Origin of the sequence: Methyloceanibacter sp., from assembly GCF_035650995.1 — a bacterium.
Classification (GTDB): domain Bacteria; phylum Pseudomonadota; class Alphaproteobacteria; order Rhizobiales; family Methyloligellaceae; genus Methyloceanibacter.
Window position 1 is genome coordinate 20110 of record NZ_DASRGO010000091.1, and the last position, 15442, is coordinate 35551.

A 15442-nucleotide genomic window follows, 5' to 3' on the forward strand; every position below is an offset into this window, starting at 1 on the left:
TCTCGTGACGAGACCGCTCGAAAAACGACCCGGCGGACCCGAAGCGATGCGCGTCGAAGACGAAATCAGACGGAAGCTCAGCCAAGCGTTCGCGCCGGAAGCGCTCGAGGTCGTCAACGACTCTCACCGCCACGCCGGCCATGCCGGCTCGCCCGGAACCGGCGAGAGCCATTTCACCGTCAAAGTGGTGTCGGGAGCTTTCGAGGGCAAGTCCCGCATCGAGCGCCACCGCATGGTCAATCAGGTGCTTGCCGAGGAGCTTGCCGGCAGGATCCACGCGCTCGCGGTGAGCGCGCTCACGCCTGAAGAGCGCGCCCGCGCCTCATCCAGCGCCGCCTAGGAGGCCTGGCTCGCCTTCTTCTTCTTCGTCGCGCGCTTCTTGGCGAGGGGCGTGACGCGGAGCGTGGTGATGCGGTTCCGCTGGCGGCGCAAGACCTCGAAGCGGAAGCCATGGAAGGTGAACGCCTGGCCCGCGTCGGGAATGGTCTGCGCCTCGTGGATGACGAGGCCGGCAACGGTCGTCGCCTCCTCGTCCGGGATGTCCCAATCCATCAGGCGGTTCACGTCGCGGATCGCCACCATGCCGTCGACGATGAGCGAGCCGTCGGCTTGCGGCTTGGCGAGGGAGGCGGCGACGTCGGTCTCGTCGGTGATGTCGCCCACGATCTCCTCAATGATGTCCTCGAGCGTGACGAGGCCCATGACCTCGCCGTACTCGTCGACGACGACGGCGAAGTGCGCCTTGCGCTTGAGGAACGCGCTGAGCTGATCCTTCAGCGTCGTGGTGTCGGGCACGAACCAGGGCGGCGCGGCAAGGGCGAGAATATCGATCTTGCTCAAATCGCCCTTCGAATTGCGCAGCGCCTTGAGCAGCGTCTTGGCATGGAGGACGCCGACAATCTCCTCGCGCTCCCCGCGCCACAGAGGCAGCCGCGTGTGTGAACTCTTCAGCGCCGCATCGACGATCGCCTCGTTGGGAAGGTCGGCGTTGATCGCGTCCATCTTGGTCCGATGCACCATGATGTCGGACACGGTCAGCTCGCGGAGATCGAGCACGCCGCCCAGCATGTCGCGGTCCAGCTTCACCACGCCGCCTTCCTTATGGATGAGCTCGATCGTTCCCCTCAGCTCCTCGTGCGCCGAAAGAACGTCGGCCTCGTCGCTGATCGAGGTGCCGAGCAGGCGCAGAGTATGGCGGACAATCCATTGCATGGCGTAGGTAACGGGCGCCAGCACGGCCACGACGATATTGACCGCCGGCGCAAGCGCGAGCGCCATGCGATCGGCGTTGAGGATGGCGTAGGTCTTGGGCAGCACCTCGACGAACAGCACCACGATGACCGTCATCACCACCGTCGCGTAGACCACGCCCTCTTCGCCGAACAGGGTAAGGAACAGGCTGGTGGTGAGCGCGGAAGCGGCGACGTTGGCGAGCGTATTGCCGAGCAGGATGGCGCCGATGAACCGCTCGCGCACCGAGAGCAGATAGTTCACCACGCGGGCGTGCCGGTTCCCATCCTGCTCGAGCGCGTGCATCTTGGCGGGCGAGGCACCGGTGAGCGCCGTCTCCGATCCCGAGAAGAAGGCCGAGGCAAACAGGAGACCCAGGATCGCGCCGAGCGTAATTCCCAAGCCGATCGTCATCCCGCGGCACACTCCCGGGCCAAGAATTCAGTGAGGCGCGGCAAGGTCACGTCGCGTTCGACGAAGGCTTGGCCAATGCCGTGAACGAGGACGAAGGCGAGCTTGCCGCCCTTCACCTTCTTGTCTTGCGCCATGAGCGCAAGCAAGGCCTCCGGGGCGGGGGTGCCGCCCGGGATTGCGGCGATCTTGGTCGGCAGCCCCACGGCCGAGAGGTGCTTCTCGACGCGCGCCGCGTCGGCCGCGGAGCAAAGCCCGAACTCGGCCGAGAAGGTAAAGGCGAGCCGCATGCCGATCGCAATCGCTTCGCCGTGCAGCAGCCGGTCGGAATAGCCGGCGAAGGCTTCGAGCGCATGGCCGAAAGTATGGCCGAGATTGAGGAGGGCGCGCGTACCCTTCTCCTCCCTCTCGTCGGCCGCGACGATCTTAGCTTTGGCGCGGGCGCTCGTCTCGACGGCGTGGCGGCGTTCGGCGCCCGCCGCGGCAAAGACCTTCGGCCAATTGGCCTCGAGCCAGGCGAAGAAGGGGGCGTCGCCGAGCAGCCCGTATTTCACCACCTCGGCGTAGCCCGCGCGGAACTCGCGAGGGCTGAGTGTGGAGAGCACGGAGACGTCTGCCAGCACGAGGCTCGGCTGATGGAAGGTGCCGATCAGGTTCTTACCCTGCCTCGTATCGATACCGGTCTTGCCGCCGATCGCCGAATCGACCTGGGCAAGCAGGGTGGTCGGCATCTGCGCCACGCGCACGCCGCGTCTCAGGATGCTCGCGGCGAAGCCCGCGAGGTCGCCCACGACGCCGCCGCCGAGGGCAACGATGCAGTCGCCGCGCTCGACGCCGAGCTCAAGAAGGCTCTCGCATAGCGGCGCGAGCACGGCAAAGCTTTTGCTCGCTTCGCCCGGGCTCACCACCGCCTCGCCGAGGAACAGCCCGTGCCGGTCGAGGCTTGCCTTGAGCGGCGCCATATAGAGAGCAGCGACGTTGCGGTCGCTCACCACCGCGCAGCGCGCGCCGGGCACCGCTTGCGCAATCCATTGGCCGGCCGAAGACAGGAGTCGCTCGCCGAGCACGATCGGGTAGCTCCGGTCGCCGAGCGCCACCTTGATGACTGTTTCGCACTCGCCGTAAGCGAGCGTGTCCGCGCCGTCGCGCATCGTCACACCTTCTTGCCGCAAGAGGCCTTGGCGCCCTTCTCCCAGCAGCCGAGCTTGGCGGCAAGGGCGTCGATCACCGCGGCCACGATCACGTCGTGCGGCACGTCGCGGCTCTCGACCGTCACGTCGGCCTCGCCGTAGACCGGGTAGCGCTCGGCCATGAGCTTCTTCATCACCGTTTCGGGGTCGGAGCCCGCAAGCAGGGGCCGGTTGTCGCGCCGCCCCACGCGTTTCATCAGCACGCGCAGCTCGGCCTTGAGCCAGACCGAAAGCCCATGCTTCCTGATGTTGGCGCGGGTATCGGCATTCATATAGGCCCCGCCGCCGGTGGCAAGCACTTGCGGGCCGGCCTCGAGCAGCCGCGCGATAACCTTGCGCTCGCCCTGGCGGAAATAAGCCTCCCCGTGTTCGGCGAAGATCTCGCTGATCGACTGGCCTGCGGCCTCCTCGATTTCGGTGTCGGCGTCGACGAAAGGCAGGTCGAGGCGGTTCGCGAGCCTCCGGCCAACCGCGGTCTTGCCGGCGCCCATCAGCCCGATCAGCACGACGCTTCTCGGCCCCAGCGCCTCGCGAATAGCCGCCAACCGCTGATCACCGTCTTCTGTCTTATGTTCGGCCAGTCTGAGGCTCATCCATTCGTTTGTCGCAAGGGTCGATGCGGCCCGCTTCCGCTTGCGTGCCCCCCGCGACTCATAGGTCCGGCGCAATTTCCCATGCTGGCCGCGCCCTGTCGAATCGTCCATGATAGGGAAAGAAGGTTAAAGTGCCGAGCGGTTTTGGGTCATAATAGGGCCCTGTTCACGACCAATAAACGGTTAGGAGCACGAGCGCCCGCGATGCCGACACTATTCCGATTCCTGGTGATTCTCAGCCTGATCGTCGGTGTTGTTGCCGGAAGCCTCTACGTGCTCGCCGAGTACTTCCAGCCCGAGCCCAAGGAAATCTCCAAGGCCTTGCGCAACGTCAAGGCGCGGCTCCAGGAAGATACGGCCTCGACCCGGGCGCCCGACACCACCGGCTCGCCGGGTGCCACCCCCTCGCCAATCCCCGGCGCATCGCCTGCCTCGGCGCCGGTCGACAGTGCAAGCCAGGGCCCGAACCGTGCCCAATGAGCGTCGCGAGGGCCCGAGCTTAATGCAAAAGGCGTAAGCCTTTGGGCGCGGCGAAAGGGCGATCCCGCGGCGGAGACGGTTCCGATCTCCGGCTCTTCCTCGACATGCTGACCGCCGAGCGTGGCGCGGCGTCCCATACCGTCGATGCCTACGCGCGCGACCTATCCGAGTTTCTTGCCTTCCTCGCCGCCAAGGGCAAGACGGCCGGAAACGCCTCCGCCGAGCATTTGCGCGCCTTCCTCGCCGCGCTCGCCAAGAAGGGTCTCGCTCCGACCTCGCGCGCGCGAAAGCTTTCGGCCATCCGTCAGTTCTTCCGCTTCCTGCTCGCCGAGGGGATGCGCAGCGACGATCCGAGTTCGGCCATCGACAGCCCGAAGCTCGGCCGGCCGCTGCCCAAGATCCTCTCGCTCGAGGAGGTGGAGACGCTGCTCAAGACGGCGGAGGTTGCGGCGGCACGCGCCGCCGACGGCGCGGCGCGGCGGCGGGCGCTCAGGCTCTACGCGCTGCTCGAGACGCTTTACGCCACAGGCATGCGGGTGTCGGAGCTCCTATCGCTGCCGCGCGGGGTGCTGGCGGCCGACGACCGGGTCCTTACCATCAAGGGCAAAGGGGGGCGGGAGCGGCTCGTTCCGCTCAACGATGCGGCGCGGGAAGCGCTCGCGGCCCATCTCGCCGCGGTGCGCGAGGACGAAGCCGATGGCAAGGGCGTATCGGCTTGGCTCTTTCCGTCGTCCGGGGGCGAGCATCTGACGCGCCAGCGCTTCGGTCAGGAGCTAAAGGCGCTGGCGATCGCGGCGGGGATCGAGCCGTCGCGCGTCTCGCCGCACGTGTTGCGCCACGCCTTCGCCAGCCACTTGCTCGAGCGCGGCGCCGACTTGCGCACCGTGCAACAACTCTTGGGTCATGCCGACATCTCGACGACGCAGATCTACACCCACGTGATCGAAGAGCGCCTCAGGCGGCTTGTCGAGCAGCATCATCCCCTCGCCCAGGCGCGCTTAACCAAGCGGGGCTAAGCTTTTTGAAGCTTTAAGCCCGGCTCGCGGGTTGACAGCGTGCCGCGCCAAGGGCCACTTACAGGTCAATTCCCATTGCCTTATGTGTTTTGCCGTCATTGGCCGGGACGATAACGTCCTCAAGAGGCTTGCCAGACCGGATGCGGACCTATCTCGATTTCGAAAAGCCGATTGCCGAACTTGAAAGCAAGGTCGCCGAGCTGAAAGCGCTTGCCGCCGAGCAGCACTCCGTTCCGATCGAGGAGGAGCTTGCCAAGCTCGAGATCAAGGCGAAGGAGGCGCTCGAGGAGACCTACGCCGAGCTCACGCCTTGGCAGAAGACGCAAGTCGCCCGCCACCCCGAGCGCCCGCATTTCCGCCACTACGTCGAGGGGCTGGTGCAGGACTTCACTCCGCTCGCCGGCGACCGCGCCTTCGCCGAGGACCAGGCGATCATCGGCGGCATCGGCAGGCTGTCGGGGCGTTCGGTGATGCTCATCGGGCACGAGAAGGGCTCGGACACCGAAGGCCGCATCAAGCACAATTTCGGCATGGCGCGGCCGGAGGGCTATCGCAAGGCGGTTCGGCTGATGGAGATGGCCGATCGCTTCTCGCTTCCAGTGGTAAGCCTCGTCGATACGGCCGGCGCCTATCCCGGCATCGGGGCCGAAGAGCGGGGCCAGGCCGAGGCCATCGCCCGCTCGACCGACTGTTGCCTCGGCCTCGGGGTGCCGATCATCTCGGTGATCATCGGGGAAGGGGGCTCAGGCGGGGCGGTCGCCATCGCCACGGCGAACCGCATCTATATGCTCGAGCACGCGATCTATACGGTCGCCTCGCCAGAGGCCGCGGCCTCGATCCTGTGGCGCGACTCGAGCCGCGCGGTCGATGCCGCAACCAATATGAAGATCACTGCCCAGGATCTCCTAAGGCTCGGAATTATCGATGGAATCATCCCCGAGCCGACCGGCGGGGCGCATCGCGACGGACGCGAGGTGATCCGCGCCACGGGGGAAACGATCTTGGCCGCGATCGCCGAATTTGACGACATGCCGCCCGAGGAGATCAGGAAGCGCCGCCGGGAGAAGTTCCTGGCCATGGGCCGGGCAAGCTGACGCCCAAAATTCGCCCCAAAAAGCGACATTTTTTCCGTCCAAACAGGAACCGGGGCGGCCTATAATGGGCGGCCGAAAAGAGGGGGAAACCGAAGGAAAAGCGCGCAGGAGATGCGCTAACTTCGCCTTAACCTCGCAGACTCGATCTTGGCCGAGATGCGCAAGGGGCACTCGCGTATGCTTCGATCAAGGGTGGGCACGGCCGTTCTTGCGGCGGCCGCGGCGTTTCTGGTTGCCGCGCTCGGCGGCTGCGGCCAGTTTGCGCCCTCCTACATGAAGCCGCTTTCGCCCCAGACCCGCGCGCTGCTTGCCGAAAAGGGCATGACCGAGGATTCGCCGATCCTCATCCGCATCTTCAAGGCCGAATCGGAGCTCGAAGTGTGGAAGGCCAAGGACGACGGCCGGTTCCACTTCTTCAAGAGCTATCCGATCTGCTCCTACTCGGGCGGGCTCGGGCCCAAGATCAGCCAGGGCGACCGTCAAGCGCCGGAGGGGTTCTATCTCGTGTCGGAAGACCAGATGAACCCGCGGAGCAAATATCACCTGTCGTTCAATGTCGGGTTCCCCAACGCCTACGATCGCGCGCTCGGCCGCACCGGGCAGGACATCATGGTGCACGGCGACTGCACCTCTGCCGGCTGCTATGCCATGACCGACGGCGTGATCGAGGAGATCTACATCCTCGCGCGCGAGGCGCTCGAGGGCGGACAGCAGGCGTTCCAGATCCAGGCCTATCCCTTCCGCATGACGGCCGCCAACATGGCCGCGCACCAGAAGGACGAGTGGTACGACTTCTGGAAGAACCTGAAGGAAGGCTACGACTATTTCGAGGTCACCCACCTGCCGCCGCGCATCGCGGTGTGCGACAAGCACTATTTGATCAATGCCGCCTTCGTCGATCGTGGCGCGCGGCCCGATCCGGCCGGCCCCTGTCCGGCTTGGCAGAAGCTGCCGGTATCGCCCGCCCCGGCCGAGCAGGTCGCCTCGAAGAAGCCCAACGAAACGCCCCTCGCCAAGCCGCTGGCCATGGTCATGGGCTTGACCCTTGGCCCGCAAAAGCCTGTCTATCGCGCCTTCACGCTCGGTCCGGCGACACCAACGGTAGCGCCGCCGGCCAAGAGCGCAACGAAGAGCGCAACGAAGAGCGCGGCGAAGGGTAAGTGACATTCTGAAGTCAGAAACCGGAAATCAGACATTCGAAACCAGGAGGGCCCATTCTGACGTCCGCTTTCCGGCTTCAGGTTTCAGACGACCGACATGCGGCAGTTCTTGAGCCTAATTATCCTCGCATTCCTCATGGGCGCCGTCCTTTTCGCGCTCGCGCCGGAAGGGCGGCAGACGCTCGATCGCGTGCGCATCAACGCCATGCGCGCGGAGCACCAGGCACGCTGGCGCGCGGGCCAGCCTCTGCCGGGCACGCCCGATCTCGCCCACCTCGACGACAGGCTCGCCGCACAAGGCGTTAAGCTCGGCGACCCCGTGATGCTCAGGCTGTTCAAGCTTGAATCCCAACTCGAGCTTTGGGTGGAGAAGGACGGGCGCTTCGTGCGCTTCGCCACCTATCCGATCTGTCTGTGGTCGGGACGGCTCGGGCCGAAGCTCAAGGAGGGCGACCGCCAGGCTCCGGAGGGCTTCTATACGGTCTCGGCCGAGCAGCTCAATCCGAACAGCCGCTGGCACCGCGCCTTCAATCTCGGCTATCCCAACGCCTACGATAAGGCCAAGGGGCGCGAGGGCTCCCTCATCATGGTGCATGGCGGCTGCTCGTCGGTCGGCTGCTTCGCCATGACCGACCCGGTCGTCGACGAGCTTTGGCGCCTTGTCACCGCGGCACTCGAAGGCGGCGAGGGCAGGGTGCCGGTGCACGTGTTTCCTTTCCGTATGACCGACGCCAATCTTGCGTCTCGGCGCGGAGATCAATGGGCGGGGTTCTGGGCCGATCTGAAGAAGGGCCACGACCTGTTCGAGCGGACGCGGATTCCGCCGGTCGTGAGCGTGTGCAACGGCCGCTACGTCTTTGCGCCGGGAAGCTCCGCCTCGGTTGGGAGCGCGATCGAGGAGCGCTGCCCGCCGGAGGTCGCCGCCAACCCTTAAGCTCTAGATCGGCCAGAAGAAGGCGATCAGCGGCACGCCGACGATCAGCACGCTCAAGGATAGCGGCAGCCCGAGGCGCCAATAGTCGCCAAAGCGATAGCCGCCAGGCCCCATCACCAGCGTGTTGCATTGATGCCCGATTGGCGTGAGGAAGTCGCATGCCGCGCCGATGGCAACCGCCATGAGGAATGGGTCAGGGCTATAGCCCAAATTCTTGGCAAAGCCCGCGGCGATCGGCGCCATGACCAGCACAGTGGCAGCATTGTTGAGGAACGGTGTCACCGCCATGGCCGCGGCAAGCAGCAAAGCGAGCGCGCCCGTCGCCGGCAAGTTGGCCGAGGCATGGGACAGGCCGGCAGCGATCAGGTCGGTGCCCCCGGTGGTGCGAAGCGCATCGCTCACGGGGATCAGCGCGCCGAGCATGATCAGGATCGGCCATTCGATCGCGTCATAGGCGTCGCGCAAGGTCAGCGAGCCGGCGAGGAGCAGGATGACGGCGGCACCGAAAAAGGCGACCGCGACCGGTACGATGTCGAACGCCACGAGCACTACGGCGGCGGCGAGGACGGCAAGCGGAAAGAGACTCGCACGCCGGCCGATGCGGAGATCGCGCTCGGCGAGCGGGAGCAAGTGCAGCGCACCGAGCGTTTCCGGCATCGCGGCGAGATTGCCCCTGAGCACGATCACGTCGCCGGCCCTAAATCTCACCGCGCGCAAACGGCTGGCGATGCGCCGCCCCGTGCGGCTGACCGCGAGCAAATTGACGGCGTATCGGTGGAACAGCTTGAGCTGTCCGGCTGAGCTACCGACGAGCTCGGAGTCAGGGGTAATGACCGCCTCCGTTATCCCGATCTCGTCGCTCGGCGTGTCGATCTCGTGGGTCTTGCCTTCACGGGTCAACTGCAACTTCTCGAGCGCGACGATCCTCTCCAACGCAGCAGGCTCGCCCTGCAGGATGAGAATGTCGCGGGCCTTGATCACGATGTTGCCGGCGGGCTCGTAGCGCCGCGTCGTGCCTCTGAGCAGAGTTATGACTTCGACCTCGCCTTCGCCGAGGTCCTCCAGCGCCTTCACCGTCAACCCGGCGGCCGGGGAGTTTTCGGGCACCGTCACTTCCGTGGTGTAGCCTTCGAGATTGAAGGCCGCATCCATGGAGACCGCGCCCTTCCGATGTGGCAAGAGCCGCCAGCCGAAGCACAGGACGATGAAGCCGACGACGGCGATGCCGGCGCCGACCGGAGTGAAGTCGAACATGTTGTAGGGATGGCCGAGGAGCTGCTCGCGCACGCGGCTGACGATGATGTTGGGCGAGGTGCCGACCAGCGTGACGATGCCGCCGAGCAGAGCGCCAAACGACATCGGCATCAGCAATGACGAGGGCGACGTGTTGGTGCGGCGCGCGAGCTGGAAGGCGATCGGCATCAGCATGGCGAGCGCGCCGATATTCTTGACGAAGGCCGAGAGCAGCGTCACCGACCCGACGAGGGCCGTGATCTGGCGGTTGATGGTGGTGAGGTAGGGCCCGAACCAGCGCACCACGCGCTCGACGACTCCCGAACGCGCTACCGCCGCGCTCACCACAAGCGCGCTTCCGACGATGATGACAATATCGTCGCTGAAGCCTTTGAAGGCCTCGCTAGGCTTGACGATCCCGACGGCGACCGAGACCAGCAAGGCAAGCACGGCGACAAGATCGTAGCGCCATCGCCCCCACGCGAAGAGAGCCATCATGGCGACCACGATGGTGAAGGCGAGCCCTTGGTCGAGCGTCATCGCAGGCGCTCGGGCGGGCGCAAGGGTTTGGACGGCAGCAAGAACTCGGGATCTCCAGTGGGCCTTGGCGCGGCAAAGAAATTGCCGGATGCCGGGTGCGGTTCCCGCCCAAGTCAACTCTTTGGAGCGAGCCGGTTGTAAACAAGACGAACAAGACGACAAATGTCGCGGTAAGGCCCCAGCCCAAGGGGACGACGTGAACGGGTTCCCTCCATTCAATGCGGGTCATAGCGCCGCCGGAAGTGGCCTTCTGCTGCGAGAGGTCGCAGGCTGTCCCGCCTCGAGTGGATTACACTGCCGGAGCGGCCAGCTTCGATTCGCCCTAAGCGGTGCCGCCAGTTCAATTGGGGGGAAATATGCGCAATCGATCTTGTCTCGTCGTCGCGGCCGTCGCCACGGCGCTTCTTGCCATTTCGCTTACCGGCGCCTATGCCGGCGATGACGATGCCGGCTACAACACGAGCGACACCGACTCGGTGACGATCGGCTCGGACCCGAATACCGGGGGTGCGACGCAAGAAGACTCCGATGCGATGCAGGCGATCCAGCAAGGGATGCAGGATCTCAAGGACAGCCACGAAGCGGCGCCCGATGACTCTTCGCCCGACGATTCAAGCGAGGCCGACGACTCCTCCGGGCACTAGCGGCTCACGGTAAGGGGTAAGCGACGCGGCCGTCTCGGCAACAGGACCCGCACCACTTCGGAAGCTAGCTCCCGAAGGCGCCGTGGCAGTGCTTGTATTTCTTGCCCGAGCCGCATGGGCAGAGCGCGTTCCGCTGGACCTTGCCCCAGGTCGATGGGTCGGCCGGGTTGACCGCAGCTGAACTCGCGCCCGCAGTCTTGCGCGCGCGCTGCGGCTTGGCTGCGCCCCGGCCGTTGCCGCCGGCATTGGCGGTTTCGAGGGCGAACTCGTCCTCGCCTGTCGTGGCATCGACGTGATGCGCCTCCATCGGCGGAAGCTCGGTCGGCTCGAGCGGCGGCGCCACCTCGGGGGTGGCGAGTTCGACATGCATGAGCTGTCCGGTGACCGCCTCGCGCAAGCGCGCCAGCATGTGCTCGAACAGGGTGAAGCTCTCGTTCTTGTACTCGTTGAGCGGATCGCGCTGGCCGTAGCCGCGAAGCCCGATCACCTGGCGGAGATGCTCGAGGGTGACGAGGTGCTCGCGCCAGAGCCCGTCGAGCGTCTGCAGCAGGATGGCGCGCTCGATCTGGCGCATGACCTGCGGGCCGAAATCGGCGGCCTTCTTGGCGAAGCGCTCGTCGGCGGCCTTGACCAGCCGCTCGTGGATCTCGACCTCGCCGATGCCTTCCTCGGCGGCCCAGTCCTCGAGCGGAAGGTCGAGCGCGAAGATGTCGTGCATCGCCTGCTTCAAGGTCGCGATGTCCCACTGCTCGACATAGGACTTCTCCGGGATCGAGGCGGCGACGAGATCGTCGATCACCTGATGGCGCATCTCGGTGATGGTCTCGGACAGATCCGCGTCGCTCAAGAGCTCGCGGCGCTGCTCGAAGATCGCCTTGCGCTGATCGTTCATCACGTTGTCGTATTTGAGCAGGTTCTTGCGGATGTCGAAGTTGCGCGCCTCGACCTTGGCTTGCGCCTTCTCGAGCGCCTTGTTGATCCAGGGATGGACGATGGCCTCGTCCTCCTTCAAGCCGAGCGCCTGCAACATGCCGTCCATGCGCTGCGAGCCGAAAATGCGCATGAGGTCGTCCTCGAGCGAGAGGAAGAAGCGCGACCGGCCGGGGTCGCCCTGGCGCCCAGAGCGGCCTCTGAGCTGATTGTCGATGCGCCGGCTCTCGTGCCGCTCGGTACCGACGACGTAGAGCCCGCCGGCATCGAGCGCCTTCCTCTTCTTCTCGGCGACGTCGGCCATGATTTCCCTGCGCTTGGCGGCGATCGCCTCGGCGGCCGGCTCGTTGCCGTTCTCCTTCTCGGCCGCGAGCCAGTCCTCGAGCAGCATGTCGGGATTGCCGCCGAGCTGGATGTCGGTGCCGCGGCCGGCCATGTTGGTGGCGATGGTCACCGCACCCGGCACGCCGGCCTGGGCGATGATGTGGGCCTCCTGCTCGTGGTAGCGCGCATTCAGCACCTGGTGCGGCACCTTCTCCTTCTTGAGCAGCTCGGAAAGGATCTCGGATTTCTCGATCGACACGGTGCCGACCAGCATCGGCTGGCCGCGCTTTTGCGCATCCTTGATCAGGGCAATGATCGCCCGGTATTTCTCCTGCGCGGTCCGATAGACCTCGTCGTCCTCGTCCTCGCGGATCATGTCCATGTTGGTCGGCACCTCGATCACGTCGAGGCCGTAAATGTCCATGAACTCGTCGGCCTCGGTGGCGGCCGTGCCGGTCATGCCGGCGAGCTTCTGGTAGAGGCGGAAGTAATTCTGGAAGGTGATGGTGGCGAGCGTCTGGTTCTCGGGCTGGACCGCCACATGCTCCTTGGCCTCGAGCGCCTGATGCAGGCCCTCTGAATAGCGGCGTCCCTGCATCATGCGGCCGGTGAACTCGTCGATGATGATCACCTCGCCGTTCTTGACGATGTAGTCGCGGTCGCGCTGGAACAGGGTGTGGGCGCGCAGCGCCTGCTGCACGTGATGGACGACGGTCACGTTCTCGATGTCGTAAAGCGAGTCGCCCTTGAGCATGCCGGCGGCGGCGAGCAGGCGTTCGATCTTCTCGTTGCCCTGCTCGGTCAGGGTGACGATGCGCGTCTTCTCGTCGAGCTCGTAGTCGCCCTTCTCGAGCTTGGGGATGAAGGTATCGATGGTGTTGTAGAGTTCGGAGCGGTCGTCGAGCGGACCCGAGATGATGAGCGGCGTGCGCGCCTCGTCGATCAGAATCGAGTCGACCTCGTCGACGATGGCGAATGGGTGCCCCCGCTGCACCATCTCGGAGGCCGCGTACTTCATATTGTCGCGGAGATAATCGAAGCCGTACTCGTTGTTGGTGCCGTAGGTGACGTCGCAGCCATAGGCCTCGCGCCGCTGCTGGTCGTTCAGCTCATGCAGGATGCAGCCGACGCTGAGCCCCAGGAATTTATAGATCGCGCCCATCCAGGCGGCGTCGCGCTTGGCGAGATAGTCGTTGACGGTGACGACGTGGACGCCCTTGCCGGCGAGCGCGTTGAGATAGACGGGAAGGGTGGCGACGAGGGTCTTGCCTTCACCCGTCTTCATCTCGGCGATCTTGCCTTCATGCAGCACCATGCCGCCGATGAGCTGCACGTCGAAATGACGCTGACCGAGCGTGCGCTTGGCCGCCTCGCGAACCGTGGCAAAGGCTTCGGGGAGGAGGTCGTCGAGTTCGGCGCCGTCGGCCAGGCGCTTGCGGAAGGTCTCGGTGCGGCCGCGCAGCTCCTCGTCGGTGAGCTTAGCGGTCTCGGGCTCGAGCGCATTGATCTTGGCTACGGTCGGCCAATACTTCTTCAGTTTCCGGTCGTTGGCCGAACCGAAGACCTTGCTCGCAATGGCGCCCAGAGACAGCATCGATCAGGACCTCTCGAGATTGTGGGGAAGCTCCCAAGCCGTCCCCATCAACCCTAGGGAAAACGTCAAAAAAATGCCGGGAAGCGAAGTCGGTTGAGACATAAGAGGGGCGTCCATCCTTGTCAACGCGACCGCTGGCGGCCGCGCGACGTTCCGCACTTCGATTCACTGTCGCGAGATATCCCTGCCGTGCACGGCCGGAAGATGCAATAAATTCAGCCCTGGCGAAGTGCGGCAAGCTTTCGGCCCCGCCATCGACCGTGGGGAGCGCATGACTCGGTATTCGAGGGCTGTCTCATCGGGGCTTCTGGCCATCTGCCTCGCGGTCCTCCTCAGGCCCGCGGCTTGCCAAGCCGATGAGACCGACCAGATCGCCATTTCATATGTCGAGCCGGAGAGCGAGGAACTGAGGCCGGCCTATCTCGAGATCAGAAATCGCGAGGTTCTGGAGCAGCTCAGGACGTTTCTTTCGCCGCTCAGGCTACCGCGCCGGCTCTCCCTGCAGGCTAAGCAATGCGGCAGCGACAGCAAAGACTACCAGCCGGGCGGACCAGTGATCATTTGCTACGAGGAGGTAAGGCGGATCGCAGAGGTCCTGCCGGTGGAAAACGAGATCCTACTCGGGCCCGGCGCGACCACCGGAGAAAACCGGGGCCGCTTGCGCAAGGATGATCTGATCGTCGCTCCCATCGTCATGATCACGCTGCAGAAGGCGGCGCTTGCGATCTTCGACATCCTCGACGTGCCGGTGTGGGGGAACGCCGAGGAGGCCGCGAACCGGCTTGCAGGCTATCTCATGACGCAATTCGGCGATCAGGTGGCGTGGAAGGCCTTGATGGGCTCCGCGTGGTATCTGGCGCAGACCACGTCGAGCGGCGTGGGGACCGACTTCTACTACGTGCGCGATCCCGAAGCGCACCAGTTCTACGGCATCCTGTGCATGGCCTATGCGAGCGACCCGAAGAGCTTCGGCTTTCTCGTCAGAAACCTGGATATTCCGGGCACCCGCGTCGAGAAGTGCACGGAGGACTTCGTGCGGGTGCAGCAGGCCTTCGACGCCACGATCCTCCCCCATGTCGATCAGCTGTTGTTGCAGAAGGTGCGGGCGATGCCGTGGCTTCCCGACATCAAGCGCAAGTGACCGAAATGATCGGCAACCGCGGGCGCCAGATGCGAGGGACGACTCGCCAGAAAGGAAGAACGCCCGTCGTGCCCGCGCTCGGGGCCGCGCTCGCGCTTGCCGTTTCGGTCCTTCTCACCGGCCCGGCTTCGGCGGAGGAGTTTCGGCCGAACCGGGTCATAGTGGACTATATCGAGCCGCGGTCCGAGAGCCTGCAAGGCGTTTACGAGCGCATGAAGAAGAGCCGCGTGCTGGAGGAATTCGCGCAATTCCTTGCACCCGTACGATTGCCGACAACGCTCAGAATCTGGGGCGCCGAGTGCTACGCTTATGCCGACTGGCTGGCCTATTACTCGCCGGAGGAGCACGCCATCCACTTTTGCTACGAGTACGTGGACCGTCTGGAGAAGACCGGGGCCGCCGGCATGACCGAGGAAGGATTCGAGCCGGCCCAGGTGTTGATGGGCGCGATGGTCGGCATGCTGCTCCATGAAACCGGTCACGCCCTCATCGATCTGCTCAAGGTGCCGGTATTCGGGCGCGACGAGGATGCCGCCGATCAGATCGCCGAGTTCATTGCTCTGCAGTTCGACGAAGACCTTGCCGAAACCATCACCAAGGGATCGAGCTGGTTCTGGCTCACCGACGCCCGGACCATGCTGTACCTCAACGACTATGCCGACGTGCACTCGACCTCGATGGAGCGGTTCGTGACCTATCTATGCCTGGCCTACGGGGACGACCCCGACCGCTTCAAGGACCTTGCCGAGCAGTTCCTGAAGGCGCGCGCACCGCATTGCAAAGACGAATATCGGCAGGTCGAGAAGGCGTTCGCGAAGACCATCCTGCCCTACGTCGATCCGTCCGTGCTTGAGGAGGTGCGCGCAAGGCGCTGGTTTGCGCCAAGCATGTATGAAGCGGCGCCCCCGCCTTAGTCTGGGACGCCTAT

Annotated in this window: 14 protein-coding genes; 9 read left to right on the top strand and 5 right to left on the bottom strand. The window is 65.0% G+C overall.

All coding sequences use genetic code 11. The annotated features are described in order from the left end of the window. Positions 1–46: 46 nt before the first annotated feature. Positions 47–340 carry a BolA family protein gene (locus VFB18_RS07185; protein WP_324972835.1) on the top strand — a complete coding sequence of 98 codons (294 nt, stop codon included), beginning with the start codon at positions 47–49 and terminating at the stop codon, positions 338–340. Here the strand turns inward: VFB18_RS07185 and VFB18_RS07190 are convergent. The 3 genes from VFB18_RS07190 to VFB18_RS07200 are packed head-to-tail and all read right to left on the bottom strand — an operon-like array spanning position 337 to position 3424. After that, a complete protein-coding gene (locus tag VFB18_RS07190; protein ID WP_324972839.1) occupies positions 337–1644 on the bottom strand; it encodes an HlyC/CorC family transporter in 1308 nt (435 codons plus the stop codon). The genes VFB18_RS07185 and VFB18_RS07190 overlap by 4 nt on opposite strands. Then, positions 1641–2792 carry a 3-dehydroquinate synthase gene (gene aroB / locus VFB18_RS07195; RefSeq protein ID WP_324972842.1) on the bottom strand — a complete coding sequence of 384 codons (1152 nt, stop codon included), beginning with the start codon at positions 2790–2792 and terminating at the stop codon, positions 1641–1643. Before aroB ends, VFB18_RS07190 begins: the two co-directional genes overlap by 4 nt. A 2-nt stretch (positions 2793–2794) precedes the next feature. Further along, positions 2795–3424: a shikimate kinase gene (locus VFB18_RS07200; RefSeq protein ID WP_324972843.1), complete on the bottom strand. Its 630-nt coding sequence runs from the start codon at positions 3422–3424 to the stop codon at positions 2795–2797. 204 nt (positions 3425–3628) lie between these two features. Here VFB18_RS07200 and VFB18_RS07205 point away from each other — a divergent pair, with 204 nt between their 5' ends. The 5 genes from VFB18_RS07205 (at position 3629) to VFB18_RS07225 (ending at position 8108) form a co-directional block, all read left to right on the top strand. Further along, complete coding sequence (locus tag VFB18_RS07205) at positions 3629–3904, top strand: hypothetical protein (RefSeq protein ID WP_324972846.1); 276 nt, start codon at positions 3629–3631, stop codon at positions 3902–3904. 41 nt (positions 3905–3945) lie between these two features. Beyond that, positions 3946–4920 (top strand): site-specific tyrosine recombinase XerD, encoded by a 975-nt coding sequence (gene xerD / locus VFB18_RS07210; protein WP_324972849.1) that lies wholly within the window; start codon positions 3946–3948, stop codon positions 4918–4920. Between the two features lie 140 nt (positions 4921–5060). Then, a complete protein-coding gene (locus VFB18_RS07215; protein ID WP_324972852.1) occupies positions 5061–6014 on the top strand; it encodes an acetyl-CoA carboxylase carboxyltransferase subunit alpha in 954 nt (317 codons plus the stop codon). A 177-nt stretch (positions 6015–6191) separates the two neighbouring features. Then, positions 6192–7178 carry a hypothetical protein gene (locus tag VFB18_RS07220; protein WP_324972855.1) on the top strand — a complete coding sequence of 329 codons (987 nt, stop codon included), beginning with the start codon at positions 6192–6194 and terminating at the stop codon, positions 7176–7178. Positions 7179–7271: 93 nt separating this feature from the next. Then, positions 7272–8108 carry a murein L,D-transpeptidase family protein gene (locus tag VFB18_RS07225; RefSeq protein ID WP_324972858.1) on the top strand — a complete coding sequence of 279 codons (837 nt, stop codon included), beginning with the start codon at positions 7272–7274 and terminating at the stop codon, positions 8106–8108. Between the two features lie 3 nt (positions 8109–8111). Here VFB18_RS07225 and VFB18_RS07230 read toward each other — a convergent pair whose 3' ends face one another. Then, complete coding sequence (locus tag VFB18_RS07230; RefSeq protein ID WP_324972862.1) at positions 8112–9881, bottom strand: SLC13 family permease; 1770 nt, start codon at positions 9879–9881, stop codon at positions 8112–8114. A gap of 356 nt (positions 9882–10237) precedes the next feature. On the opposite strand from VFB18_RS07230, the gene VFB18_RS07235 reads away from it, so the two are divergent. Continuing rightward, positions 10238–10525: a hypothetical protein gene (locus VFB18_RS07235; protein WP_324972866.1), complete on the top strand. Its 288-nt coding sequence runs from the start codon at positions 10238–10240 to the stop codon at positions 10523–10525. A 64-nt stretch (positions 10526–10589) separates the two neighbouring features. Here the strand turns inward: VFB18_RS07235 and secA are convergent, their stop codons facing one another. Beyond that, on the bottom strand, positions 10590–13373 hold the full coding sequence (secA, locus tag VFB18_RS07240; protein ID WP_324972868.1) for a preprotein translocase subunit SecA: 2784 nt from the start codon (positions 13371–13373) through the stop codon (positions 10590–10592). Positions 13374–13644: 271 nt separating this feature from the next. Here secA and VFB18_RS07245 point away from each other — a divergent pair, with 271 nt between their 5' ends. Continuing rightward, positions 13645–14514, top strand: coding sequence for a DUF4344 domain-containing metallopeptidase (locus tag VFB18_RS07245; protein ID WP_324972871.1), 870 nt, complete (start codon positions 13645–13647; stop codon positions 14512–14514). 68 nt (positions 14515–14582) lie between these two features. Further along, positions 14583–15428, top strand: a complete 846-nt coding sequence (locus VFB18_RS07250; protein ID WP_324972874.1) for a DUF4344 domain-containing metallopeptidase — start codon at positions 14583–14585, stop codon at positions 15426–15428. Positions 15429–15442: the final 14 nt, after the last annotated feature.

Coding starts and splice junctions, on each gene's coding strand:
- VFB18_RS07185 (WP_324972835.1), top strand. CDS start 47: ATGCGCGTCGAAGACGAAATCAGACGGAAGCTCAGCCAAGCGTTCGCG.
- VFB18_RS07190 (WP_324972839.1), bottom strand. CDS start 1,644: ATGACGATCGGCTTGGGAATTACGCTCGGCGCGATCCTGGGTCTCCTG.
- aroB (WP_324972842.1), bottom strand. CDS start 2,792: ATGCGCGACGGCGCGGACACGCTCGCTTACGGCGAGTGCGAAACAGTC.
- VFB18_RS07200 (WP_324972843.1), bottom strand. CDS start 3,424: ATGAGCCTCAGACTGGCCGAACATAAGACAGAAGACGGTGATCAGCGG.
- VFB18_RS07205 (WP_324972846.1), top strand. CDS start 3,629: ATGCCGACACTATTCCGATTCCTGGTGATTCTCAGCCTGATCGTCGGT.
- VFB18_RS07215 (WP_324972852.1), top strand. CDS start 5,061: ATGCGGACCTATCTCGATTTCGAAAAGCCGATTGCCGAACTTGAAAGC.
- VFB18_RS07220 (WP_324972855.1), top strand. CDS start 6,192: ATGCTTCGATCAAGGGTGGGCACGGCCGTTCTTGCGGCGGCCGCGGCG.
- VFB18_RS07225 (WP_324972858.1), top strand. CDS start 7,272: ATGCGGCAGTTCTTGAGCCTAATTATCCTCGCATTCCTCATGGGCGCC.
- VFB18_RS07230 (WP_324972862.1), bottom strand. CDS start 9,881: ATGACGCTCGACCAAGGGCTCGCCTTCACCATCGTGGTCGCCATGATG.
- VFB18_RS07235 (WP_324972866.1), top strand. CDS start 10,238: ATGCGCAATCGATCTTGTCTCGTCGTCGCGGCCGTCGCCACGGCGCTT.
- secA (WP_324972868.1), bottom strand. CDS start 13,373: ATGCTGTCTCTGGGCGCCATTGCGAGCAAGGTCTTCGGTTCGGCCAAC.
- VFB18_RS07245 (WP_324972871.1), top strand. CDS start 13,645: ATGACTCGGTATTCGAGGGCTGTCTCATCGGGGCTTCTGGCCATCTGC.